The sequence below is a fragment of the Mesorhizobium sp. YC-39 genome (assembly GCF_025753795.1).
In the GTDB taxonomy this organism is placed as follows: domain Bacteria; phylum Pseudomonadota; class Alphaproteobacteria; order Rhizobiales; family Rhizobiaceae; genus Mesorhizobium.
Window position 1 is genome coordinate 567,334 of the sequence record NZ_JAOWPS010000004.1, and the last position, 26,615, is coordinate 593,948.

Sequence of the window (26,615 nt, forward strand, 5' to 3'; positions counted from 1 at the left end):
AAACGATAGAAATTAGATGCATTCAACGTTGCCTTTTTTGCCCTCCTGAAGCAATTTTTCGCCGATATTGCGCATCGTGAGGAAACATTTTCCTCCAGCGGCGGCGCGCAGGCTCCCATGCCCAGACGATCTATCTAGAAACAGCCAACGCTTCGGCAAGGCACATGGAGTGCGGGAGGGGTGCGAGTCGGTGGGCTATTCGGCGACGATTGGAAAATCGAAGCGCTGTTTTGGAAACGGTTCGCTTTCCAGCGTGTAGTGCCACCATTCGCGGGCATAGTTCTTGAAGCCGCCGGCACGCATCGCCTCGAGAAGCGTCTTGCGGTTCGCTATCGCTTCCGCAGCGAGCGGGCGGTGGGCCGTTTCGCTCGTTGGATCGAAGCAATCAAAGCCGGTGCCGAAATCGAGCGTGTCGGCATCCGGTGCGCCACAGGCAGGTTTCGGGGCAGTCTTTTGACCGGCTCGCGCGATGGCGAGGTCAACGGTCGAGCCACGTGAATGGGTGGACAGTTCGCCGACATAACCCTTGGCGATGAGATCCTTGCGCTTGACCGCCGGATACCATTGCGGGTCGGCCGGCCCGCCTTCTCTTGTCCATTCGCCCATGTCGGCGACAGCGCGGGCAGGGCGGTAGCAGTCGAAGACGACCAGCGTCAGTCCTTCGGCGGCAATCGCCTTCTGCACGCCGGAAAGCGCTTCCGCCGCCTGTCTGGTCAGGATGCAGACCGGTGCCTCGTAGCCGCTCACCTTGCGGTGCAGGAAATTTTCGCGGCCGGCATAGCGGATGTCCTGGCGGATCGTCGGGTCGATGTCCCTGAGGCGGACGAAGCCAGCGGGGAGGTCGGCGGCGGAGGCGGGGACAAGACCCGCTGCCGAGAGCAAAGCGTAAAACGCAGTGCGCTGAATCGCTTGGCGCATTCTATTCAACGAAGACTTTCACGCTCGCGGCGCGGCCGGCCGCATCGATCACAGTCAGGGTGGAATAGCCGGCGCCGTCCGGCTGCCAGGTCGCGGTGCGGCGACGGTCGATGCCGACAAGCGGTTTGCCGTTGGCCAGCCAGCGGAACGGCGCGCGGCCGCCTTGCAGCTTCAGTACCAGCGGTGAGGCCTCGGCCGAGGCCGTGCCGAGATCGACGCGGGCGCCGTCAGGCGGAAAGATGATCGTCGGCGCGGGTTCGGTCACTGTGGCCTGCGCCAACCCGTCGGCGCCGGCGCCGAAGCGGGCCAGCGTCACCGGCAAGTCGTCGCGCTTCGGCCTGGTGACGCCGGCCGGCTGGCTGGGCAACGGGACAATGGCAAGGCCCGAGCGGACGAAGCCCTCGAACAGGATCGGTGCGGCCGAGACATAGCCCGACAGGCCCGGAACCGCGCCGGCGTCGGGACGGCCGACCCAGACGCCCAGCACATAGCGCCCGTCGAAGCCGACCGACCAGGCGTCCCGGTAGCCATAGGAGGTGCCGGTCTTGTAGGCGATGCCACGCTGCATGGCCCCTTCGGGCGGCTTGACCCCCGACAAGATGTCGGTGATCTGCCAGTTTGCCTGGTCGTCGAGGATGGTGGTGGTCGAGCGGTCGGCATTGGCGGGCTCGGTGCCATCATGCAGCGTGTTCGCCTTGCCGCCATTGGCGAGCCCGGTATAGAGCTGGACCAGGTCGCGCAGCGTCACGCCGACGCCGCCAAGGCCGATGGCCAGGCCCGGCGCCTCGTTGACGGGCAGGACAGGCGTCACGCCGGCCTGGCGAAAGCGCGCCATCAGCCGCGCCGGCCCAACCGCGTCGAGCACCCGGATCGCCGGCACGTTCAGCGACAATTGCAGTGCCTGCCGGATACTGACGTCTCCCTGGTAGCCCATGTCGAAGTTCTTCGGCCGGTAGCCGCCGAAATCCGCCGGACTGTCCTCGATCAGGGTTTCCTGCGCCACCAGCCCCTGCTCGAAGGCAAGCCCATAGATGAACGGCTTCAGTGTTGAGCCGGGCGAGCGGACAGTCCTGGTCATATCGATCCAGCCGGACCGGCTGGCGTCGAAATAATTGGCCGAGCCGACCTCGCCGAGGATGTCGCCGGTGCGGGAATCGGCCAGCACCATGGCGACGGACAGGCGAGGGCCGAGCCTGGTGGCGGCATCCCTGGCCACCTGCTCCAGTCCTTCCTGGACGCTTTTGCGGATCGTCAGGCGCAAAGGTTGCCCGGGAATGGCCTTTGGGAGCATCGCGTAGGCGGCATGGGCGGCGAGCGCTGGCAAGGTGCGCCGCAGCTCTGAAACATCGTCGAGCGCGGCGCGCGCGGCCTCGCGTTCGCCGAGCAGGCCCGATGAAACCATGCGGGTCAGCACCCGATCGCGGGCGGCGTGAGCGATTTTGAGGTTACGGTCGGGCCGCCGTTTTTCCGGCAGTTGCGGCAGCGCAACGAGGAGTGCCGCCTCCGAAACCGTCAGCCGCTTTGGCTCCTTGCCGAAATAGGCGAGCGAGGCGGTGCGCACGCCTTCGAGATTGCCGCCATAGGGCGCCAGAGTCAGATAGCGTTCGAGGATATCGCGCTTGGACAGCCGCCGCTCGATCTGGATGGCGCGCAGCATCTGCTTGAGCTTGGAGCCGAGGCTGCGGCTGTCGCGCGGTTCGATCAGCCGCGCAAGCTGCATCGACAGCGTCGAGCCGCCGGAGACGATGTGGCCGCTGGTCGCGAACTGGCCGGCAGCCCGGGCCAGCGCCAGCATATCGACGCCGTCATGGTCCCAGAAGCGCTTGTCCTCATAGGTCACCAGCATGTCGACGAACTGCTTGTCGACCTGGTCGAGCCGGGTTTCGAGCCGCCAGTAGCCGTCGGGCGTGGCGAAGGCCCGCAGAAGCTGGCCGTCACGGTCGAGCACCTCGGTGGAGACCGCGAGTTTTTCGGGCAGCGGCGGCGGGAAGGCGCGGTCGAGCTGCCAAAGGGCGACAGCGGAGAGGGCCAGGAAACCGGCGACGGATGCCGCGCCGATCCCCAATCTCCGCAATGCCCTGGCTGATATATCTCTCATGCGCGGCCCTTCGCCATGACGACCGATCCACACATCGCTACGGCACCTTGACCTCCATCATGCCGGTGGCGGTACGGGCCGAATATTGCGGCCGGTACATGTCTTCCACCGTTGCCGCAGGGTGGGCGTAGGTGCCCGGCGTCACTGCGCGCACGACATAGGCGAGCGTGATGTTGCGGTCGCCGTCGCCATCGTTCGGGTTGAAGGCCGCGACGAAACGGTCGTCGCGGAATTCGAGATGCGCTGCATCGGTCTGCGCCAGCCAGGAGAAATTCGTCAGCTGGGCGCTGGAGACCAGGCCCGGATTGTCGATCTCGAAGCCGGCCGGCAACAGGTCGGTGATCAAGAGTCGCGAGGGCCAGGTGTTCTGCTCGTAGATCTTGAGCACGACGACGTAGCGTTCGTTCTGCTTGACCTCGGTGACATTGGCCTCGGTGCCGTCGAGCTTGTAGTAGGTGCGCCCGATGGTGAAGCCGTTGCCGCTGGCCGGCAGCGGCTGGATCGGTGAGGCCACGGTGGTGACGACCGCCTGCAGCGGGTTGCTGCCGGTGTTGGCGACGGTCAGCGGGCTGTCGGCCAAGTCGCTGCCGGCGAACTGATCCGAATAGGCGCCGTTGTGCGGCGCGCCGTTGATGGTCAGCGCGATGGCATCATTGCCGGTCTTCAGCGCCCGCGCCGCCAGCAGCATCCAGGATTCGTCCTGTGTGCTCGTCCAGCGGGCTTCGGCGCGCTCCCTGGTCACCAGCTTGATCAGCTCCGGCACGATCGCCGGTACCGGTTTCGATTCGGCGGCAAGCGCCAGCATCGCCGCGCCGTCACGCAGCGGCGAGCCGTAGTCCGACCTGTAGTAATCGTACTCCGTGGCCGACTTGGCGAGTTGCAGCGCCGTCTGGAATGTCGCCTCCGAACGCTGCGTGTCGCCATAGAGCGCCAGGCTCGCCGCCAACTGGGCGACGGCCATCGGGCTGGTGAAGGCTTCGAGCTGGGTGTCGGCATAGTAGCGCAGATCGCCGATCGAGGCCTTCTTGTTGCGGGCCAGGACATAGAGCGCATAGGCAATCTCGCTGCCGCGGTCCTGGACGTCCTGGTCGTAGCCGACCGAGTTCTGCAGATTGCTCAGCGCCTGGCTCATCGCCAGGGTTGGAACATCGTATTTCTGCTCGCGCGCCCTGGTCAGGAAGTCGGTGACATAGGCGTCGAGCCACAAATCGCCGGAGCCCGGCCCCCACAGGCCGAAGCTGCCGGCCGAGGCCTGGTAGCTCAACACCTTGTAGATGGCGTCCTGGATGCGGCCGTGCAGATCCGGGTCGCTGGCCATGCCGATGCCCGACGCCATCTCGTTGACATAGAGAAGCGGCATGGCGCGGCTGGTCGTCTGCTCGGCGCAGCCATAGGGGTAGCGGTCGAGCGTCATCAGGAGCGACGGCACGTCAAAGGCAGCCGCCTGCGAAACGCCGACGCTGACGGAAGCGCCGTCGAGCAGGCTTGCCACCAGGAGCTCCTTGTCGACGCGCAGCGATCCGCCATTGCCCTTGAGGTCGACGACCAGGCGGGTGGTCACCGGCAATTGCGCCGGGCGCACGGGAACATAGAGCGTCTGCTCGACCTTGGTGCCGTCGGCATGGGCGAGCTTGACCGTGATCGAGGCGTTGCCCGCCGTCTGGGCGATGAGCGGCACCGTCAGCGTCTGCCGCTTGCCCTTGGCGAGCGTCAGCTTCTCGGGCAGGGGCGCGCTGCCGGTCGACAGATCGCCTGTTGTGTCGATGGTCAGCGCATAGTCGCCTTCCGGACCGTCCGTGTCGGCGACGTCGAGCCGCATCACGGCCGAATCGCCGGGGGCCAGGAAGCGCGGCAGGCCGGCGGTGATCACCACGGGATCACGCACGATGACGTCCGACTGGGCGTGGCCGACCCCATCCTTGGTCCAGGCGACGGCCATGACGCGCACGGTGCCGTTGAACTGCGGGATGTCGAAGTCGATCCTCGCCTTGCCGTCGGCGTCGAGCTCGACCGGGCCGGAGAAGAAGGCGACCAGCTTTTCAGTCGGCGGACTGCCTTGCGCCTGCATGTTGGCGCCGTCGCCACCGGTACGCAGCTTGCCGGTGGTACCTAGCGAGCCGTCGATCAGGCGGCCATAGAGGTCGCGCACTTCAAGCCCCAGCATGCGCTGGCCGAAGAACCAGTTCTCCGGATCCGGCACCTTGTAGTTGGTGAGGTTCAAGATGCCGACATCGACGGCGGCGACCATAACATAGGCGTTGGTGCCCGGCTGGACGCCGGTCACGGAGACCGGGATCGACAGCTGCTGGCGTGGCATGGTCTTGTCCGGCGGCGTCAAAGTGACGGCGAGCTGCTTCGAGCCCGGATCGACCTTCAGCCATTTGACGCCGATGGCGCGCGCCGGCATGCGCGTCTCCTGCGCATCGCCCGGCCTGAACAGGGTTGCCGTCACATATGCGCCGGCGCCCCAGTCGTCGCCGACCGGGATGTCGACGGTACTGCCGCCGGCCGGCACGCTGGCGGTGACGGTCTTCAAAAGCTTGTCGGCGCCGATGGTGACGAGCAGCTCGCCGGCGAAATGCGGTGAGACCTTGAGCCTGGCAACTTCGCCTGCCGCGTAGTTGTCCTTGTCGAGCGCGATCTCGAGGCCGTCAGGTGTTTCGGTGGTGGTGGAAGAGACATACCAGCCGGCATCGAATTCGTAGCTGGTCGCCGGGCCTTCCGGATCCGATGTCTCGATCTCCAGACGGTAGCGGCCCCAGTCGACGGGCATCGAGACGGTGGCCTCGCCGTCGGCGCTCAGGTCGACCTGGCCGTTGGCCACCGACTTGGTGAAGGTGACCGGCTCGTAGTTCCAGGAATTGTTCGAGCGGTACCACTGATAATTGCGTTCGACCTTGACCAGCGACCATTGCGCGCCCTTCAGCGCCTCGCGCTTGCCGTCGGGATCGACGGCGATCAGGCTGAATTTCGCCGTGCCCCCTTGCGGCACCTCGTCGCCATCGAAATCCGGACGGATGCCAATCATGTGGCCTTGCGGACGGATGCCGATATTAAGCGAGCGCTCGATGGCGCGGCCGCCTGTCTCACGCATCCTGACCGTGACCTTGGCGTCGACGAGCTTGGTGGTTGAGGGCAACTGGTCGACGGAAACCGGGAAGGTCGCCTTGCCGTCCTCGCCGACCACCGGCAGCCCGGTGAACGGGGTGACCGAGGGTTCGGCCGACTGCTCGTCGGCGAGGCCGAAGGAGTAACCCTTGAAGCGGTCCCAGTCGCGAGCGGTCGACAGCGTCAGCTCGCCTTCGAGCGCCAGCCCCGCGGCCGGCGCCCCATAGAGGAAGCGGCCGTCGACGGTGACGTTGGCGGTTTCGCCCTGCGCGATTTCCTGCTTGTCGGAGGTGAGGTCGAATTCGATGCGATCCGGCACGAAGTCCTCGACCAGGAACATCTGGCTGGCGACCGCCGGCTGCTTGGGGTCGGTGTGGATCGCCACCGTCCAGGTGCCGCGCATGGCGTTGGGTTCGAGCGGCAGGTCGACGGCATGGCCGCCGGCGGATGCGCCGTCGCTGACGATGCGGCGGTCCTCGACGCCGTCGGGGCGCGAGAAGATGAAGGTCAGCGGCAGGTTCTCGACCGCCTTGGCAGCGCCGTCGCGGGCAAGGGCTGCAACATGGACGTCCTCGCCGGCGCGGTAGATGCCGCGTTCGGTCCAGGCATAGACGTCGAGCGCGCCAGGTGCCGCGCGCCCGGTGACACCGCGGTCGGACAGGTCGAAGCCGGCGCGGCCCATGTCGAGGAAGACGAAGTCGTTGTCGCCCTGCTTGGCCATCAGCACGGCCGGCACCATGCCGCCGTCGCCGCGCGTCAGACCGGGGTTGAAGACGGCACGGCCTTCCGCGTCCGTGGTCGCGGTGCCGAGGATTTCGTTGTTCCGGGCCAGCAGGGTCAGTTCGGCGCCGGCGATCGGGTTGGCGCTTCCGAGCGAACGGGCAAAGACGTTGAGCCCGTCCTGACCGGTATAGGTCGACAGGCCGATGTCCGAGACCACGAACCATTGCGTGGCCCGCGAATCATAGTCGTCGCCTTTGTCGTCCACCGCCTGCGCGGTCAGCACATAGACGCCGGGCTTGCGCTGCGGCAGAGCCTCGTCGACCGGGAAGGAGGTGGTGACTTCCATGTTGAGGTCGTTGGCGATTTCCAACTGGCCTTCCCAGACCGGCGAGCCCATCTGGTCGGAAATGTTGGAGATGTCGTAGCCGTCGAGCTGGCGCAGGAACTGATAGCCGGACAGAAGCTGGGCCAGCGAACGGTCACCGACGCGGTAGAGCTTCATCTTGGCGACGTTCATGTTGACGGTGACGACCGGAATGCCGCGGCGCGCGCCGGCCGGCAGCACGAAGCTGTCGCCGGTGAAGCGGGCGGACGGGGCGCGGTCCTGGACATAGATCGACAGCACCACAGGTGCTGCGATCGTCTCGCCGATGGCGGCCGGCAGGCCGGCGCGGAAGGTCACCTCGTAGTGCTGGCCGTGCTCGAGCCCTTCGACGCAGATCTGCTTGTCCTTGGCCTCGACACCCCTGGGGGCGGCGTTGTCAACGGTGACGAACTGCGCATAGTCGACGCCGGTCTTGACCAGATCCTCGGAAAACTGCGCGCAGATGCGCGGCGCGCTGGTGTCGGCATCGACGGTATGGTCGATGACGCGGAAGCCCTTGCGGGCCTTGAGATCCTGATAGGCGGCCCTGACCCCTGGCGAGCTGACCAGCGCGAGGCTCGCTTCGTAGGACTGCAGCGCCGGCCGGTAGAGGTCACGACGATCGAGCCCGTCGCCGAGCAATGCCAGCGCATCGGCGCGTGTCTTCGTGGTGCGCAACAGCTTGTAGGCGTTGAAGCCGGCCGAGGTGGCATTTGCCGGCAAGGTCGACGGCTCCGAGCTGGCGACCGGCTGTACGGCAAGCGTTTCGCGTGCCAGCTCCAGCCAGAGACGGCCGTCGTCGGGCAATACCGAAACCGCCGCCTCGTATTTCTGCATGGCCGAGCGATGGTCGCCGGTAAGCTGCGCCTGTTCGGCCGCCGCCCGCAGCGCCGTCAGCCCTTCGGTCGGCTTGGTGTAGGCCGGGCCGGTGAGCCTGTTGCGGTACTGCTGGGCCTGGTCGGCCATCCAGGCGGGGAAGAAGGCCAGTTCCGGCGGAGCGCCGATATCGGGGTCGCCATCGACGTTGACGACCTTGCCGGCGACAGCGCCATTGAACGGCTTCAGCTGGTTATAGTCGGATTTGAGGAAGCACCATTTGGCCTTGAGATTGTAGGTGAAGGCGCGGCAGGCGGGGTCGCCGAGACATGTGGTCTTGCACTGGTCGAGGCTGACATTCTGGTCGGACCGGAGGTCGAAACCGAAATAATCGGAATTGTCGGTCGTTGCGATTCGGCGCGCTTCGGCCGCTTGCGCGACGCTGCCCCAGGCAAAAAAGAGAAGGACAAGGATAGACAGACCACGAGCCGCGCGCATTGCCATAATTCCCTCCAGACAGTGCTTACGTCCGGCATGTTCAGGCTTCGATGAAGCTTGTCAACACGAGGACGCGGCAGGGTCCGCCTGCCAACGGTTTCCTTTCCGGCCGATGACCGGTAGTACCTCCATAGGACAAGGGATCACGCATTCTTGCGGCGACGCAGAAGGTGTGAATTCCAAGCCCTGCCTATTTCAGACAATTGGATTGTGGCCCCTTTACGAGCAATTCAGAACTTCATTCCAATTTTAGTTTTGCGAGTTAGGTTAGAGTTATAATGTTGGTGCGTAAAAGGTGGATGTCGGGAGGAGGAGCGTCACTGCGCGGGCTTTCGCGTACCCTGCTTTTCGCCCTGATATGCTCGGCCGCACTGGCTGCCGAAGGCAGAAATGCCGCGGCTTTCGAGATATTCGGCATCAAATTGTGGGGTTCTTCCAGTGACGAGGACGCCGATATTGTCGACCCGCTGCGCTATGCCGTCACGATCGATGCACCCGACGCCGACAAGGATCTCCTCAAGAAGCTCGAAAACGCCTCGACCCTGAAAAACGACGAAGAACGTCCGGTTTCCGGTTCGCTCGGGCTGTTGGCCAAGGCGCGCAGCGATCGCGAACAACTTGTCGCCGCACTTTACGCTGACGCCCGCTACGAGGGCGTCGTTACCATTACCATTGAGGGCAAGTCGCTTGATGAACTGCCACCCGACGCCGAATTTACGGGTCCGCAGCCGATCCCAGTGGTGATCAATATCGCGACCGGGCCGAAATTTACGCTTGGCAATATCAGGCTGGAGGGCGATGCGGCGGGGCTGGCGAGCGCCGATTTCGGCCTGATCGCCGGTGGCGACGCCGGGTCCGGCGCCGTGCTCAAGGCCGAGGCGTCGATCGTGCGGGCGCTGAAGGCGGAGGGCAGGCCGCTGGCCAAGGTGACAGGCCAGGAGATCGTCGCCGACCACGACACCTCAACACTCGATGTGACGCTCACCGTGGCGGCCGGGCCGGTCGCCGGCTATGGCGACACCACGGTCGAAGGCACCGAGAAGGTCGACCGCGACTTCACCGAATACATGACCGGCCTGAAGCGCGGCCGCCAATATTCGCCCGATGAAATCGACGACGCGCGCGACCGGCTGCTCGGGCTGGAAGTGTTCAACAGCGTGACGCTGAAGGAAGCCGACAGCCTCGATGGCGACGGCAACATCCCGATCGGTGTTCAGGTCAGCGAGCGCAAGCCTCGCTATTTCGGTGTAGGCGGCACGCTCTCCAACACCGAGGGACTCGGTCTGGAAGGCTATTGGGGTCACCGCAACCTGTTCGGCCGGGCCGAGAAGCTGCGCATCGATGGCGCCATCAGCGGCATCGGCAGCAACAGCCTGACCGAGCTCAACTACAATGCCGGCATCATGTTCGAGAAACCGGGCGTGGTCGGGCCGGCGTCGAAATTCTTCGCCAGCGTCAAGACCGTGTTGGAGCATCCCGATGCCTATGATCATTTCTCGGTCAAGGGCAGCACTGGGCTGTCCTACGACATCGACAAGAAGCAGAGGGTGTCGGCGGAAGTGGCGCTCGACTATTCGAAGATCCATGACGCTTTCGGCAAGCACAAATACCTGATCGCCAGCATTCCGCTGCAATATGTCTATGACAACAGGGACAATCGGCTCAATCCGACCAGGGGATTCCGGGTGTTGGCCTATGCCGAGCCGAGCTACGACATTCTGAACGGTGCCGCCTTCCTCAAGCTGAAGGGCGAGGGGTCGGCCTACCAGTCGCTCGATACGGCCTCGAAATTCGTGCTTGCCGAACGCGTCGCCATCGGCTCGATCGTCGGCGCGACCCTTCAGGATGTTCCGGCCGACCGGCGCTTCTATTCCGGCGGCGGTGGTTCGGTGCGCGGCTACGCCTATCAGGGCATCGGTCCGAAGGATATCGACGGACAGCCGATCGGCGGGCTTTCCCTCTTCGAGACCTCGGTCGAGATGCGCATCGCCGTCACCGACACGATCGGCGTCGTGCCATTCGTCGATGCCGGCACCGTCTCGACCAGGGAATTTCCTGACTTTTCCGACATGAAGGTCGGCGCCGGCGTCGGCCTGCGCTACATCACGCCATTCGGTCCATTGCGCGTCGACGCCGCCGTGCCGCTCAACCGTGATCGCGGCGACCCCCATTTCGGCATCTATGCCGGCATCGGCCAGGCATTCTGACGATGAAGATGTTCAAGCGCATCCTTCGCATTGTCCTTTACACGCTGCTCATCGTGGTAGCGGCGGTCGTGGGTGCGCTGATTGTACTCACCAAAACCGAGCGCGGCCGTGCGAATCTCGCCGGTATGATCTCGACCATGGCCTCGACCGATGATCGCAAGGTCACGGTCAGCGGCATCGACGGCATCTGGTCCGGGGCGCTGACCGTCGACCATGTCGTGCTCGAAGACCGCGAAGGCGCCTGGCTGGTGGCCCGCAAACTGGCCGTCGATTGGTCGCCGCTAGCGCTTTTGTCGAAAAATTTCAGCGCCGACCGCATCGCCGCCGGGCGCATCGAATTGGCGCGATTGCCGGTGGCCAGCACGCAGCCGAGCCAGGGTGGTGCGACCGCGCTGCCGGTTTCCGTCGACATCAAGCAGATCGAGCTTCCCGAGATCGCGCTCGGGCAGGCACTGGCCGGCAGCGGCATAGCCGAACTCGCGGCCAAGGGCGCGCTCAAGGCCGATGCAGCGCCACTGGCGGTCGAAACGAACCTCAACATCACCCGCCATGACGGCAAGCAAGGCACGGTCGATGCAAAAATCAATTTCGCGCCCGCCGACAACAAGCTCGACCTCGATCTGAAGGCATCCGAGCCGGCTGGCGGCATTATCGCCAATCTGCTCAACCTGCCGGATGCGCCGCCCGTCGACATCGTCGTTTCGGGTACGGGGCCGATCGCCAACTGGAGCGGCATCGGCACCTTCGTCGTCAACGGCCAGATCGTCACCCAACTCACCGGCCGGCATCAGCTCACCGACAAGGGCAGCCATGTCGAGGCCAAGGGCGACGGCGACTTCGCGCGCTTTGTGCCGGAAAATCTGAAACCCCTGTTTGACGGCAAGACCAGTTTCGATCTTGCCGGGACCGCCATGGTCGCAGGCGGCGTCGATGTCGAGCGCGCCAACGTTGACAGCGATGCCGTGCATGGCACCGCCGCCGGCATCGTCGATCCGAACGGCGCCAGTGACCTTGCGGTGGAACTCGCCGCCAAGGGGCCGCCCATCGTGCTCAGCCTCGGCAGCACGGCGCAGCCGATAACCGTCGCGATCAAAGGTGCCACGGCCCGCGCGTTCGGCGGCGGCAAGGCGCCGATCGTCGATATCGGCGCGTCTCTGGTTTCGGTGGTGGCGGGCGGCACGCGGCTGGACAATCTCACCGCCGAGATCCATTCCGACGGTTTCGACATCCAGGAGCGCAGCGGGCCGGTCATCATCAAGCTTGCGGCCGGCGGCCTCAACACAAATGTCGCGACGCTGGCGCCGCTGGTGACCGGCAAGGTCACCGCCGATCTCGCCGGTTCGGTCAGCAAGGAAGAGATTTCCGTCGATCAGGGCACGTTGCGCAGCGACGCGCTCAACGCTTCGCTCACCGCCAAGGTGACGCTGGCCGACCTGGCGATGACGCTCAAGATGAATGCCGATGCCGTCTCGACGGCACTGCCGCCGCAGATCCGCCCGGTTCTCGGCGAACGCGTGACATTCTCCGCCACCGCAACCCGCGATCCGCAAGGCTCGTTCGCCGCCAATTCACTGCAATTCACTTCCGGTGCGCTCAGCGCCAGCGGCACCGCCAATGCGACAGGCACCGACATCCAGGCCGACGTCAAGGGCACGCTCGGCGATGTCTCGGTGCTGTCGCCCATGGTCGGGGTACCGGTTGCCGGGGCCGTCAATTTCGCGCTGACGGCGAGCGGCGCGCGCACGGCGCCGGATTTCTCGGTGTCGGCCGACAGTGACAGCCTGACGGCGTCCGGCCGCACGGTGAAGACCGTCAAGTTGAGTGCGAAGGGCAAGGCCGATATTGCCAGCCCGGCGGCCGATGTCTCACTGACCGGATCGGTCGACGACCAGCCGCTCGACCTCAAGGCGTCGTTGGTCACGAGTGATGGCAAGCGGTCCATCAACGGGCTGAGCCTGGCGCTCGGCGACAACAAGGTCTCCGGCGACCTTGCGCTCGACGACAGCTTGCTGCCGCTCGGCACGCTGACCCTCGATGCGCCCGATATCGGCCCGCTGGCCGCGCTTGGCGGGCAAACCGCGGCGGGCGACGTACAGGGCAGCATCCGCTTCTCCGATGATGGTGGCGCGCCGACGGTCGCGATCGACATGACGAGCGCCTCGATTTCGCGCGGCGACCTGGCGGCGAAGACCATCGCCGTCAATGCGCTGGTCGCCAACTATCTCAAGGGTCCGGCCATATCAGGCACGATCAAGGCCGATACGATCACCTCGGGAACAACCGTGATAAGCGGCATCGGCGTCGATCTGAAGCGCGACGGCGAGTGGACCAATTTCACGGGCGGCGCCACCATTGCGGACATTCCGGCCACGGCCGCCGGGCGTGTGAAGATCGCGGAGGGCACGACCAGCGTCGAGATCGCCTCGGGTGAAGCGACCATTCGCGGCATCAAGGCGGCGATCGCTCAGCCGTCGACTCTCAGCGTCGCCAATGGCGCAGCCAGCATCGGGAAGCTGGCGCTCGATGTCGGCGGCGGGTCGGTGACTGTCTCCGGCACCGCCGGCCAGACGCTCGACCTCGCAGCCGAATTTTCCGCGCTGCCGGCAGCCCTTGCCAATGATTTCTCGCCTGGCCTCGACGCGGTCGGCACGTTGGGCGGCACGGCGCAAGTGACAGGCCCCTCGGCCAACCCAGACATCCGTTTCAATGTGCAGCTTGGCGGCGCTGAGACCAGCCAGACCCGCCAGGCGGGGCTTGGCCCGCTCAACCTCGATGCGGCGGGCAGTTTCTCGTCCGCCGGTGGCGTCGCCATCGACCAGGCGACGCTCGCCGGCGAGAAGATCTCCGGCAAGGCCGCCGGTACGATCAATCCGAACGGCATCAGCGATTTCTCGCTCGACCTTGCCTCGACCGGTCCGAGCCTGCCGCTGGCGCTGGGCAGCACCGAGAGTCCGATCAAGCTCGAGCTGCAGGCACTGTCGGTCAAGGCGGCGGGGCAAGGCACGCAGCCGAAGCTCGATATTTCCGCCGCTTTGACTTCGGTTGCGACGAATTTTACCAAGGTCGAGGGGCTCACCGTGGCATTGCACTCCGATGCCTTCGACGTGAAAAGCAGAACCGGGCCGATTTCTGGCACGGTGACGGCGAACAAGATCGGCCTGGACAATCCAACCATCGCGCCGCTGATCGCCGGCAAGATCACGGCCAAGGTCGCCGGCAGCCTCGCCGCCGACACGATCGTCATCGACAGCGGATCGGTGGTCGGCGACTCGCTGAACAGTGCCTTCAACGGCAAGGTCTCGCTGGCTGACGGCGCCATCGACCTCAACCTCAAGGCGGATGCCGCTTCCGCGGCGCTGCCGGCGGCGGCGCGTGGCGTGCTCGCCGAGCGTACCGAAATCAGCGCCGTGCTGAAGCGTGACGCCAATGGCAATGTCACCGCCGACGCGATCAAGCTGGTGTCCGGTGCGCTGACCGCCGATGGAAAAGCCAGCCTTGCCGACAACAAACTCGTCGCCGACATCAAGGGCGCGCTGGCCGACATCTCGCTTCTGTCCAGGGATGCCAGGGGCGCCATCGCTTTCGCGCTCAACGCGCAAGGGCCAAGCACCGCGCCCGACCTGTCACTGACGGTGAACAGCGACCGGCTTTCGGTGGCCGAACGCGAGATCACCGGGCTGCATCTCACCGCCACCGGCAAGGCCGATGCCGCCAATCCCGCGGCCAATGTGCAACTGACGGGAAATGTCGCCGGCCAGGCCCTGCAGGGCAGTGCCGTGCTGGCGACGTCCGACGGCAAGCGTGCCATCAACGGGCTGTTGCTGTCGCTCGGCAAGAACCGGATTTCCGGCGATCTTGCACTCGACGATGCCTTTGTGCCTGAAGGCACCGTGGCGCTCGATCTGCCCGACATCGGACCGCTTGCCGCGCTTGCTCTGGAAAAGGCGGAAGGCGATGTGCGCGGCACGATCAGATTCGCCAGGAACGGCAAGGCGCCTGAAGTCACCGTCAAGGCGACGACGGCGTCAATTTCGCGCGGCGACCTCCAGGCGAAAGCTGTTTCGGTCGACGCGCTGATCGCCAACTACCTGGCGGCTCCGGTCATCTCCGGAAAGGTGCGTGCCGACAGCGTCACCTCCGGCGGCACCGTTATCCGCGGCATCGATGTCGACCTCAAGCGTGATGGCGACTGGACCGGCTTTTCCGGCGGGGCCACCGTCAAGGACATTCCCGCCAAGGCCGCCGGCCGCGTCAGGGTCGCCAATGGCACGACGACGGTCGAGCTCAATTCCGGTCAGGCGACGGTTCAGGGCATCAAGGCGGCGATCGCTCAGGCTTCGACCATCACCATCGCCAACGGCACGACCAGCCTGGACAGGCTCGTCCTCAACCTCGGCGGCGGCACGGCGACGGTTTCAGGCAAGGCCGGGCAGGCGCTCGATCTCAATGCGACGCTGGCGCAGGTGCCGGTCTCGCTCGCCAACAGTTTTTCGCCGGGTCTCGATGCCGCCGGCTCGATCTCGGGCACGGTCAAGGTGACAGGCGCGCCGGCCAATCCGGCGGTGGCCTTCAAGATGGATGCCGCAGGTGTCCAGACGTCGCAGACCCGTGGCGCGGGCTTCGGCGGCATGAGCGTGTCGTGCTCCGGCAGTTTCGCCAGCAACAGGCTGACCTTCGACGCCAACATAAGCGACGGCGCCGGCCTGGGCCTCAAGGGCGGCGGCACGGTGACGACCGCAGGCACGCCCACGCTGGCACTCGACTTTTCCGGCAAGGTGCCGTTCGCCTTCCTGACCCGGACACTTGCCGCGCAAGGCCTGTCGTTGAGCGGCACGGCCAATGTCAATGTGCAGGTGCGCGGACCGGCGACGTCACCGGTGATATCAGGCACGGTCAGCACATCGGGTGCCCGTCTGATCGACGCGCGCTCCGGCCTTGCCGTCAACGACATCACTGCCGATGTCGCGATCGGCGGCGGCGTCGCCAGGATCAACCGCCTGACGGGCACACTGTCGACGCGCGGCAGCCTGTCGGCCAGCGGCACGGTCGGTATCGATCCGGCACGAGGTTTTCCGGCCGACTTGTCGGTCAAGCTCGTCGACGGCCGCTACACCGACGGGCGAGTGGTCACGGCCAATCTCGGCGGCGACCTGACGATCAAGGGGCCACTTGCTTCGGCGCCGGTAATCTCGGGCACCATCAATCTGGCCAAGACCGTCATCACCGTTCCCGAAAAACTGCCGGGCTCGCTGGCGGCGCTTGATGTCAAGCACAAGAACGCACCAGGCGCCGTGCGCGCGCAGGACAAGGCGCTGCGTCCGGCGACCGCGAGCGGCAGCAGTGGCGGCAGCGGCCTCAACCTCGACGTCACGGTCAATGCGCCGAACCAGATCTTCATCCAGGGCAGGGGCGTCGATGCCGAGCTTGGCGGGTCGCTCAAGCTGACCGGTCCGGCCTCGTCGCCGCAAGCGGTCGGCACCTTCACCTTGCAGCGTGGGCGGCTGACGATCCTCGGCAAGCGGCTGACCTTCACCGAAGGCACGGTCGGCTTTTCGGGCTCGCTGGTGCCCTACCTCAACCTCACCGCGACCACCACGACGACCAGCGCCACCGTCACCATCGTCGTTTCGGGCGAGGCGACCAATCCGAAATTCACCTTCTCCTCGGTGCCGGCGCTGCCGGAGGACGAGGTTCTGGCGCAACTGATCTTCGGCCGCTCGATGTCGAACCTGTCGCCGCTGCAGATCGCTCAGCTTGCCGAGGCCGCCGGGCAACTGGCCGGCATCGGCGGCTCGACCTCGCTGCTCGAAAACCTGCGCAGCGCGATCGGCGTCGACGATCTCGACGTGACGACCGACGACAAGGGCGGCACCGCGGTATCGGCGGGCAAATATCTCAACGACCGCACCTATGTGACGATCCAGAAAGGCGACAAGCCGGGGTCGGGCAAGGCGACGATCGATCTCAATGTCGGACGCGGCGTCAAATTGCGTGGCGAGGCCACCGATGCCGGCGAAGCCAAGGGCGGCATTTTCTACGAACGCGAATATTGAGGCCCGACAGCGTCGAATTTGGCATCATGTCCAGGCTCGGCTGGCGCTGTTCTATCGCTCTTGAATGTCTCAATTTAATCGGTGCCGGAGATTCGAACGAAATCTGCCGGGCAGTAGCAATTTTGCGCCAAGACTGTCGTTATCACGCGAACTGCCTGCCTTTCAAAGTTGCACATTCCCTGCATGTTCCCAATCCCTGCCGTCTTTGACAACACGGCGCGGATGCGGAATGTTAAAAGGCAGAAAGCCAACAATGGGAGTCAGTCATGGCAATCTACAAAAGTAATGGGGATCGCGTTCCGGATCACATCCTGGCAATGGCCGAAGAAGCCAAGGCAGGAAAAATGGATCGCCGCGAGTTCCTGGCGCTCGCCAGCGTCTTTGGTGCGTCCACGGCGATGGCCTATGGCCTGATCGGCCTCGCCGATCCCACGCCCGCGAAGGCGGAGGAAGTCCAGGGCAAGAAAGGCGGCACGCTGAAGGTCGCGCAGTGGATCAAGGATCCGAAGGATCCGCGCAAATCCGACTGGTCGGAAATCGCCAACGCCGAGCGTCAGGCGCTCGAGCCGCTGGTCAAGTACACGACCGAATACACATTCCGCCCCTATCTGCTCGAGAGCTGGGACGTCAACGACGACGCGACCGAATACACGCTGCATGTGCGCAAGGGTGTGACCTGGTCGAACGGCGATGCATTCAACGCCGATGACGTCATCTTCAACCTCAAGCGTTGGGCCGACAAGAAAGCCGAAGGCAATTCCATGCCCGGCCGTCTCGGCACGCTGGTCAAGGACGACAAGCTGGACGAAAGCGCGGTGACCAAGGTCGACGACATGACGGTCAAACTGAAGCTCGGCACGCCTGACATCGCGCTCATCCCGAACATGTGCGACTATCCCGGCCTTATCGTCCACAAGACATTCGACGAGAAGGGCGGCGACTTCAAGGCTTGCCCGATCGGTACCGGCCCGTTTGAGCTCGTGTCCTACGATGTCGGCCAGAAGGTGGTCTACAAGCGTCGCGAGGACAACAAGTGGTGGGACGGCGAGGTCTTCCTCGACGGCATCGAATTCATCGACTACGGCACCGATCCGGCGGCCATGGTCAGCGCTTTCGAAGCGGGCGAAGTCCACACCAATTTCGAGACGTCGGCCGACTATGTGTCGATCCTCGATGGCATGGATCTGGTGAAGTCCGAGGTGGTCACCGCAGCGACCATCGTCTGCCGCACCAACGTCGCCAACAAGCCTTACGATGACCAGAAGGTGCGTCAGGCGCTGCAGCTCGGCGTCGACAACGCCGTCGTCCTCCAGCTCGGTTACGGCAATGCCGGCACCGTTGCCGAGAACCACCATGTCTGCGCGATTCATCCGGAATATTACGAGCTGCCGAAAATTGCTCGCGACCCCGCCAAGGCCAAGGCCCTGATGGCCGAAGCCGGCCAAGCCGATTTCGAGCATGAGCTGATCACGGTCGACGAGGACTGGCACAAGAACACCGGCGATGCGATCGCCGCCCAGCTGCGTGACGCCGGCATCAAGGTGAAGCGCACGGTGCTGCCCGGCTCGACGTTCTGGAACGACTGGACCAAGTATCCGCTGTCCATGACCAACTGGAACATGCGGCCGCTCGGCGTCCAGGTGCTTGCAATCGGCTATCGTACCGGTGAAGCCTGGAACGAGACTGCCTGGTCCAACAAGGAGTGGGACGCCAAGCTCAATGCCGCGCTCGCCGTCGCCGACGCGGCCAAGCGCAAGGAGATGATGAAGGACATCGAGCAGACCCTGCAGGATTCCGGCATCATCATCCAGCCTTACTGGCGCAAGCTCTACAGTCACTCGGTTGCGGCGGTTAAGAACTACGCCATGCATCCGACATACGAGCGCGATTACGGCAAGGTCTGGCTCGAGCAGGCCTGATCGATAGAGGCCAAAGGGGAGGGAGGGCGTTCGTCCCTCCCTCCTGTTTCGAACATGATCGGCAAATGGGGGTCAGCGCAAAAAGGCTGCTGACTTTCCAAGCCGGCTCATGCGACAAATCAAGGGTTGACAGCACCTGACCCCAACCCCACCGGCAGGGGGCCGCCATGCTTTCTTTTATCCTTCGACGTCTCGGCACGATGGCATTGACGATGCTGTGTCTGACGATGATCGTCTTCTTTCTGATCAATCTCGAACCCAATCTGAAGAAGCTGGCGATCAGTCAGACCGAAATGCACACCTCGGCCGAGCAGCTTGAGGACTGGCTGGTCAACCATGGCTATCGCCAGAACTTCTTCGTCCGTTACGGTCAATGGCTGGGCATCATGCCCAAACAGCCGGTGACCGACCCGGCAACGGGCAAGCCAGCGCAACGCTTTTCCTTCTGCAACGATCCGGTCGTGCCGACATTCTCCGGCGTCCTGCAAGGCGATTTCGGCTGCTCGACCAAGTTCAAGACCACCGTGGCGTCAAAGCTTTTCCCGGCGCTCGGCGCCACCGGCATCCTGATGTTCTGGGTGCTGGCGGTGATGGTGCCGATATCGCTTTTGATCGGCATCCTTGCCGGCATGCGGGAAGGTTCGCGAACCGACCGGACTTTGTCGGTGGCCTCGATAGCCTCGACGGCGACGCCTGAATATGTGTCGGGCGTCATTTTTACCGTCATCTTCGCTTCATGGCTGGGTATACTGAACGGTTCGGCGGCTTCGGCCAGCCAGGGCATCACCTTCTATAATTTCACGCTGCCTGTCATGACGCTGGCGATCTATGGCATCGGCTACATCGCCCGCATGACCCGCGCCTCGATGGTCGAGGTGATGACACAGCAATATATCCGCACCGCCCGGCTGAAGGGCCTGTCCTTCGGCAGCGTGGTGATCAAGCACGCGCTGCGCAACGCGCTGATTGCGCCGTTCACCGTCATCATGCTGCAATTTCCCTGGCTGCTCACCGGCGTCGTCATCGTCGAGGTGATGTTCCGCTATCAGGGATTTGGCTACACGCTCGTCGAAGCGGCCGGCAACAACGATATCGACCTGTTGCTCGGCTGTTCGCTGGTCTCGGTGTTCATCGTGCTGATCACGCAGCTCATTTCCGATGTTGGCTACGCGTTTCTCAATCCGCGTATCAGAGTGCAGTAGGGGATCGGGCGGATGCAGGTCGAATATATCAGCGCCTTCAATATTGTCCTCGGCGTGCTAGCGCGCTTCTGGCCGGTGTGGGTCGGTCTTGTCATCGTCATGGGAGCGAGCTTCCTCTACAAGAAGAAGCTTGCTCTCTACGGCCAGCTCTTCGACAGCGGCGTCGGCATCGTCGGTGTCGGCATCTGCCTGTTCTGGCTGTTCACGGCGATCTTCGCATCGACCGTCGCGCCCTTCGATCCGCTCGCCCAGGTGCCGATCATGAAGGACGCGCTGCCCGGCGCAATCGAACCGGCATCGAAGCTTGTCTATTACTTCGGCGGCGACAAGCTCGCCCGCGATGTGTTTTCCCGCATGGTCTATGGCAGCCAGATCGTGCTGATCATCGCGCCGGCGGCGACCGGATTTGCGCTGATGGTCGGCATCACGCTCGGCCTGCCTGCCGGCTATTATGGCGGCAAGATCGACACGGTGCTGTCCTTCCTCGCCAACCTTGTTCTGGCTTTCCCGGTGATCTTGCTGTTCTACCTCCTGGTAACGCCAGGCATCATGGACACCCCGATCCCCTATGGGCTCGCAGGCATCTTCTTCCTGTTTCCAATCATCTTCTTCAGCGTGCTGTTCTGGACCCGCTACAAGAACCGGCCGGACCGGCTCTACATCCTGCTCGGGCTGACACTCATTCTTGGCGGCTGGATCTATGCCGGCCTCGTCTTCGACAAGGACCCGCTGAAGATCATCCACATCGATCCCAACCAGCTCAACATCTTCGTGGCGGTGGTGTTCGCATCCAGCCCCGGCGTGTTCCGCATCGTGCGTGGCCTGGTCATGGACATCAAGACGCGTGACTATGTGGCGGCGGCACAGACACGCGGTGAATCGCCCTGGTACATTATGCTGTGGGAGATCCTGCCCAATGCGCGCGGGCCGCTGATCGTCGATGCCTGCCTGCGCATCGGCTACACCACGATCCTGCTCGGCACGCTCGGTTATTTCGGGCTGGGACTGGCGCCCGAAAGCCCGGACTGGGGCACCGCGATCAAGGACGCCAGCCGGCTGCTGCGTTCCTTCATCCATCCGGCGCTGCCGCCGACAATCGCGCTGATGTCGTTCGTGCTGGGGCTGAACCTTTTGGCCGACTCGCTGCGCGAACAATCGATGAAAGATTGATGGACGGGTCATCGACCCTACTTTGAAGCACAAGGATTGGAGCGACCCATGAATGAGGCAGTTCGAAATCCCGGCAAGCCGACCGATGGGCCGATCATCGAGATCGAGAACCTGTCGATCTCCTTCTTCACCCGCAAGGGCGAGATACCTGCCGTCATGGACTTTTCCTGCACCGTCATGCCCGGCGAGGCGATGGGCATTGTCGGCGAATCCGGCTGCGGCAAGTCGACCGTGTCGCTCGGCATCATGCGCGACCTCTCCAACATCGGAAAGATTGTCGGTGGCCGGATCAAGTTCCAGGGCAAGGACATGGGCGAGCTGTCCGACGAGGAACTGCGCGCCATCCGCGGCAACAAGATCGCGATGATCTACCAGGAGCCGATGGCGAGCCTCAACCCGGCGATGAAGGTCGGCCAGCAATTGATGGAAGTGCCGCTGATCCACGACAAGGTGTCGAAGGAAGAGGCCTATAAACGCGCGCTTGAAATGGTGCGCTCGGTGAGGCTTCCCGATCCCGAGCGCATGATGCGCTCCTATCCGCACCAGCTTTCCGGCGGCCAGCAGCAGCGCATCGTCATTGCCATGGCGCTGCTGTCGAAGCCGGCGCTGCTTCTGCTCGACGAGCCGACAACGGCGCTCGACGTGACAGTGGAAGCGGGCATCGTCGATCTGGTGAAGGGCCTCGGCGAGAAGTTCGGCACCTCGATGATCTTCGTGTCACACAATCTCGGCCTGATCCTGGAGACCTGCGACCGCATCACGGTGATGTATTCGGGCGAAGCGGTGGAGACCGGCAAGATCAAGGATGTGTTCGACCGGATGCGCCATCCCTACACGCAAGGCCTGTTCCGGTCGATCCCGCTGCCCGGCGCCGACAAGAATTCGCGGCCGCTGATCTCCATCCCGGGACAATTGCCGCTGCCGCACGAGCGGCCGAAAGGCTGCAATTTCGGTCCGCGCTGCCACCACTTCGTCGAAGGCGTCTGCAATGCCGCCGAAATACCGATGATCGCGGTCGAAGGCCACGAAGGTCATTTTTCGCGGTGCGTGCGCTTCAACGAGATCGACTGGGAAGCGCTGCCGCCTGGGGCCAAGAAGGTCAACGAGCGCGTCGTGCCCGGCGCGCCGGTGCTCAAGATCGAGGACCTCAGGAAATATTACAAGGTCGGCGGCAGCGAGGTGTTCGGTTCGAGCGAAGGCCGCGTCGTCAAGGCCAATGAAACGATTTCGTTCATGGCGCGCGAGTCCGAGACCGTGGCCATCGTCGGCGAGTCCGGTTGCGGCAAGTCGACATTAGCAAAGGTGCTGCTCGGGCTGGAGACGGCAAGTTCAGGGAGCGTGACGCTCGGCAACAAGGAAATCCAGTCGACCGGCGTCGAGAAGCGCAGCGTCGAGACGGTGTCGTCGATCCAGATGGTGTTCCAAAATCCGTTCGACACGCTCAACCCGAGCCACTCCGTTGGCTCGCAGATCATCCGCACGCTGGAGAAATTCAATGTCGGCAACACGGTGGCCGATCGGCGCAAGCGCATGCTTGAGCTGCTCGACCTGGTGAAGCTGCCGAGAGCATTCGAAACCCGCAAGCCGCGCCAGCTTTCAGGCGGCCAGAAACAGCGCATCGGCGTGGCGCGAGCCTTTGCCGGCGACGCCAAGGTGGTGGTGGCCGACGAGCCGGTCTCGGCGCTCGACGTGTCGGTGCAGGCGGCCGTGACCGAACTCCTGATGGACATCCAGCGCAAGAACAAGACGACGATGCTGTTCATCAGCCACGATCTGTCCGTCGTGCGTTACATCGCCGATCGCGTCGTCGTCATGTATCTCGGCTATATCGTTGAACAGGGCACGACGGACCAGATCTTCGCGCCGCCCTATCATCCCTATACCGAGGCGTTGCTTTCGGCGATCCCGATCGCCGACACCAGCGTGGTGAAAAAACACATCGTGCTGGAAGGCGATATCCCGTCGGCAATGAACCCGCCAACCGGATGTCCGTTCCAGACGCGCTGCGGCTACAAGAAATTGGTGCCGGACAATCTGTGCGAGACCAAAGTGCCACCGGTGAAGCATCTCGGCGATGGCCATATGAGCCTGTGCTGGCTTGCCGACGACGTGCTGGCGAAAATGGAGCCGGTGATCAAATTCGACAAGGAACACGCAGCGCATGAAGGCGTGCCGGAAGATGCGCCGCATGGCAGCGGTCCGGGCTTCGCTGGTGCTCCGCCGAAGCGTCCAAGCGGCAAGAAGCCGAGCTGACTGGTCGCCGGCGTCCAGGCCGTGAGGTACCCGGTCCTGGCCGACGAGGCGACCTGATCCGCGACCAACGTATGGTCGCGGTTCGTTTTGCAGTGCGGCCTCATCGGCGCTCAGAGATGCCCAAGACCTTGCAGAGGTGCAGCTCACTACGGAGAGCCCGATGTACATTCTCTATGGGGGTGACTTCACCCGCGCCCCCCTCGTCCAATGGGTGCTTGAGGAAGGCAAAATAGAGTACGAACTCAGGAAAATAGACATTTTGAACGGCGAGCACCGCACCACGGAATTCCTGGCCATAAACCCGGCCGGACTGCTGCCGGTGCTGATTACACCTGAGGGCGAGGCACTCTACGAAGTGGCCGCACTGATGCTGTATCTGGCTGACCGGCACCAGCTTACTGAACTTGCGCCTTCGTCGATCGATCCGGACCGGGGTCTCTTTCTCTCGACGGTTTTCCATATCGCCGGAGACATACAGTCCGAGATGAAACGTTTCCATTTTCCGCACCGCTTCTCGCTAAGACGAGACGATGACGACGGGATACAGGATCTGGCCAAATCGCTGGTTCTCAGCCGCCTGAACGTCATGAACACGAGACTCGCGGCAAGGGGTCCATATGTCCTGGGGTCTCGCTTTTCGCTTGCGGATTTCTATCTGGTTTTTTGGACCGCCTATCTCGACCGCCGAGCGGCGTGCGAGCGTTTTCCGTTAATTGCCAGGCTGTACGAGCTGGTTCGATCTCGTCCCAGCGCAACTCCCTATCTCGAGGAGACCGAGAGGGCAGCGGATGTCTATGCGGAGATGATGAAAAAGCATCCCGGAGGCGTCATAGCCTGATCGATCCCGGTGGGCCGCACGCCTGGGATCGCCGGTTCAATTGCCGCATTGCTGCAACTGAGCGGCATAGTCGCGAGCCATCTTCTCGGTCGCCCGCGCATAGTTCTGAACGCCGGCATCGCCACGGTTGCCACGGCCATAAGCGGTCCAGCCGAGATAGTAGGCGAGATAGAGATTGTAGGTATCGTTGCGGGCAACGCCGTAGGTATCCGATGTCTTCGAATGATACCAGCCGACGAAATCGACAGCGTCGGCAAACTTGGTGCGCCGCGCCGCCCAATTGCCGGTTTCGCTCTGATATTGCGACCAAGTGCCGTCGAGCGCCTGCGAGAAGCCAGTGGCGCTGGAGGCGCGTTTCCAGGGGATGAAGCCCAGCAGCTTTTTGCGCGGTGGCCTGGCATTGCTCTTGAAGCCGGATTCCTTGCGCACCGTCGCCATCAGCACGGGAACCGGTACGCCGTATTTCTGCTCGGCGCGTTCAGCCGCCGCCTGCCAATTGTCGAACCAGCCGTCATTCTGGTCGAACACTGCGCAGACATCGTTGATATGGCTTGGTGGCGTCGCGCAGGCCGATAGTGCCAGCAACACGGCGACAGCTACAATTTTACTAAAACTCGACCTACGCATTGGAAGACGAATAGGCCGAAATCATAAAAGGAATCTTGCTGCGTTTCTTAATCGCTCGTCGGCTGCCTCGGCCCAGGCAAATGAGGGCGAATATTGCGACCGTTCCTGTCGCTTTTGTCGGGTGGAAATTGCCAATGTGCCGCCTTGGCTAAAATCACGCCTGCTGACGGCGGATTTCTGACAGCCTGGTTTGAGCCACGGCGCTTTGATGCCGCGCATGACCGAACCAAGACGCAAGCGCGGCGCCGAGCGAACCAGCAACAGGGGACCGGCCGCCATTCCGCAACTGCCGTTGCGCCGCGTCACCAATCCCTATCCGCCGATGGCGATGCTTTCGGCCGACCAGATCGAGGCGATCCACCAGGCGTCGATGCACATTCTGGAGAATTTCGGCATCGAGGTGATGAGCCCGCGGGCGCTGTCGCTGTTCGAGAGCGCAGGCGCCAAGGTCGATCATGCGTCGGCGAATGTCCGGATCGATCGGGGCATGGTCGATGCGGCGCTGAAGACGACGCGGTCGAACTACACGCTGACACCGCGCAATCCGGCCCACACCGTCCATCTCGGCGGCAACACGGTCAACTTCACTTTGGTCGCCGGGCCGCCCAATGTGCACGACATGGAACGCGGCCGCCGTGCTGGAAACTTGCGCGACTATTCAGACCTCACCCGGCTGGCGCAGCATTTCAACTGCATTCATATGCTCGGCAACCAGGTCTGCGCACCGGTCGAACTGCCGGCCAATTCGCGCCATCTCGACACTTATTTCACCAATCTGACGCTGACCGACAAAAGCTTTCACGTCTCGGCCATCGGGCGGGGCAGGGCGCTCGATGGTATCGAGATGATGGCGATCTCGCGCGGGCTCAGCCTAGACCAGATGCGCGACGATCCTGGCATCACCACCATCATTTCGGTCAACTCGCCGCGCCGCTTCGACGAGATGATGGCCGAGGGACTGATGACCATGGCCGAGTTCGGCCAGTCGGTGGCGGTAACGCCATTCACGCTGATGGGGGCGATGAGCCCGGTGACACTTGCCGGCGCTTTGGCGCAGCAGAACGCCGAGGCGCTGTTCGGCGTGGTGCTGACGCAGCTCGTGCGTTCCGGCGCGCCGGTGATGTATGGCGCCTTTACCTCCAATGTCGACATGAAGTCGGGTGCCCCGGCCTTCGGCACGCCTGAAAATACCAAGGCCAATATCGCCTCCGGGCAATTGGCGCGCCGGTACAATCTGCCCTACCGGACGACGCCGGGCTCGGCCTCCAACGCCGCCGACGCGCAAGGTGCCTATGAGACGCTGATGGCGCTCTGGGGCGCGGTGCTCGGCCATGGCAATCTGGTCTACCACGCCGCCGGCTGGCAGGAGGGCGGGCTGACCGCGTCGTTCGAGAAGTTCATCATCGATGTCGAGATGATCCAGCACATGATGGAGTTCCTGCGCCCGATCGAGGTCAACGAGGCCGAGCTTGCCGTCGAGGCGCTGGGGGCGGTGCCGACCGGCGGCCATTTCTTCGGCGAGCCGCACACGCTGGAGCGCTACGCCACCGCTTTCTACCAGCCGATGCTGTCCAACTGGCAGAATTATGAGGCGTGGCAGGAGGCCGGCGGTCTCGATGCCACAGCGCGCGCGACGCGGCTGTGGAAGAAGGCGCTGGAAGATTATGTCCAGCCGGTGATGGATATTGCCGCGCGCGAAGCGCTGGAGGCCTATGTTGCCAAGCGCAAGGAAGCGATCGGGCAGGGCGAGCCGTGATGCTGCTCTTGCCAACCCCTCCCATATTGAATCCACTTATCCATCCAACTCACTGAAATAACGAG

General features: G+C 63.7%; 12 protein-coding genes. 8 read left to right on the top strand and 4 right to left on the bottom strand.

Annotation, left to right across the window (positions count from 1 at the left end):
- Positions 1-195: 195 nt before the first annotated feature.
- The 3 genes from OHD62_RS24270 to OHD62_RS24280 are packed head-to-tail and all read right to left on the bottom strand — an operon-like array spanning position 196 to position 8,531.
- A complete protein-coding gene (locus OHD62_RS24270; protein ID WP_263787944.1) occupies positions 196-918 on the bottom strand; it encodes a M15 family metallopeptidase in 723 nt (240 codons plus the stop codon).
- Between the two features lies 1 nt (position 919).
- The gene (pbpC, locus tag OHD62_RS24275) at positions 920-3,016 is read right to left on the bottom strand and encodes a penicillin-binding protein 1C (protein WP_263787946.1); all 2,097 of its coding nucleotides are present in this window, start codon (positions 3,014-3,016) and stop codon (positions 920-922) included.
- A 37-nt stretch (positions 3,017-3,053) separates the two neighbouring features.
- Positions 3,054-8,531, bottom strand: a complete 5,478-nt coding sequence (locus OHD62_RS24280) for an alpha-2-macroglobulin family protein (RefSeq protein WP_263787948.1) — start codon at positions 8,529-8,531, stop codon at positions 3,054-3,056.
- Positions 8,532-8,803: 272 nt separating this feature from the next.
- Here OHD62_RS24280 and OHD62_RS24285 point away from each other — a divergent pair, with 272 nt between their 5' ends.
- The 7 genes from OHD62_RS24285 (at position 8,804) to OHD62_RS24315 (ending at position 24,167) form a co-directional block, all read left to right on the top strand.
- On the top strand, positions 8,804-10,732 hold the full coding sequence (locus OHD62_RS24285; protein ID WP_263787950.1) for an autotransporter assembly complex protein TamA: 1,929 nt from the start codon (positions 8,804-8,806) through the stop codon (positions 10,730-10,732).
- A gap of 2 nt (positions 10,733-10,734) precedes the next feature.
- On the top strand, positions 10,735-16,785 hold the full coding sequence (locus OHD62_RS24290; RefSeq protein ID WP_263787952.1) for a translocation/assembly module TamB domain-containing protein: 6,051 nt from the start codon (positions 10,735-10,737) through the stop codon (positions 16,783-16,785).
- Between the two features lie 266 nt (positions 16,786-17,051).
- Positions 17,052-18,704, top strand: a complete 1,653-nt coding sequence (locus OHD62_RS24295; RefSeq protein WP_263787953.1) for an ABC transporter substrate-binding protein — start codon at positions 17,052-17,054, stop codon at positions 18,702-18,704.
- A gap of 167 nt (positions 18,705-18,871) precedes the next feature.
- The gene (locus OHD62_RS24300) at positions 18,872-19,906 is read left to right on the top strand and encodes an ABC transporter permease (RefSeq protein ID WP_263787954.1); all 1,035 of its coding nucleotides are present in this window, start codon (positions 18,872-18,874) and stop codon (positions 19,904-19,906) included.
- 12 nt (positions 19,907-19,918) lie between these two features.
- On the top strand, positions 19,919-21,076 hold the full coding sequence (locus OHD62_RS24305) for an ABC transporter permease (RefSeq protein WP_263787955.1): 1,158 nt from the start codon (positions 19,919-19,921) through the stop codon (positions 21,074-21,076).
- 48 nt (positions 21,077-21,124) lie between these two features.
- Positions 21,125-23,329: an ABC transporter ATP-binding protein gene (locus tag OHD62_RS24310; RefSeq protein ID WP_263787957.1), complete on the top strand. Its 2,205-nt coding sequence runs from the start codon at positions 21,125-21,127 to the stop codon at positions 23,327-23,329.
- A gap of 160 nt (positions 23,330-23,489) precedes the next feature.
- A complete protein-coding gene (locus OHD62_RS24315) occupies positions 23,490-24,167 on the top strand; it encodes a glutathione S-transferase family protein (protein ID WP_263787959.1) in 678 nt (225 codons plus the stop codon).
- A 36-nt stretch (positions 24,168-24,203) separates the two neighbouring features.
- Here the strand turns inward: OHD62_RS24315 and OHD62_RS24320 are convergent, their stop codons facing one another.
- Positions 24,204-24,794: a transglycosylase SLT domain-containing protein gene (locus OHD62_RS24320; protein ID WP_263787960.1), complete on the bottom strand. Its 591-nt coding sequence runs from the start codon at positions 24,792-24,794 to the stop codon at positions 24,204-24,206.
- 217 nt (positions 24,795-25,011) lie between these two features.
- Between OHD62_RS24320 and OHD62_RS24325 the strand changes: the two genes are divergently transcribed.
- Complete coding sequence (locus tag OHD62_RS24325) at positions 25,012-26,550, top strand: trimethylamine methyltransferase family protein (protein ID WP_263787962.1); 1,539 nt, start codon at positions 25,012-25,014, stop codon at positions 26,548-26,550.
- Positions 26,551-26,615 lie beyond the last annotated feature (65 nt).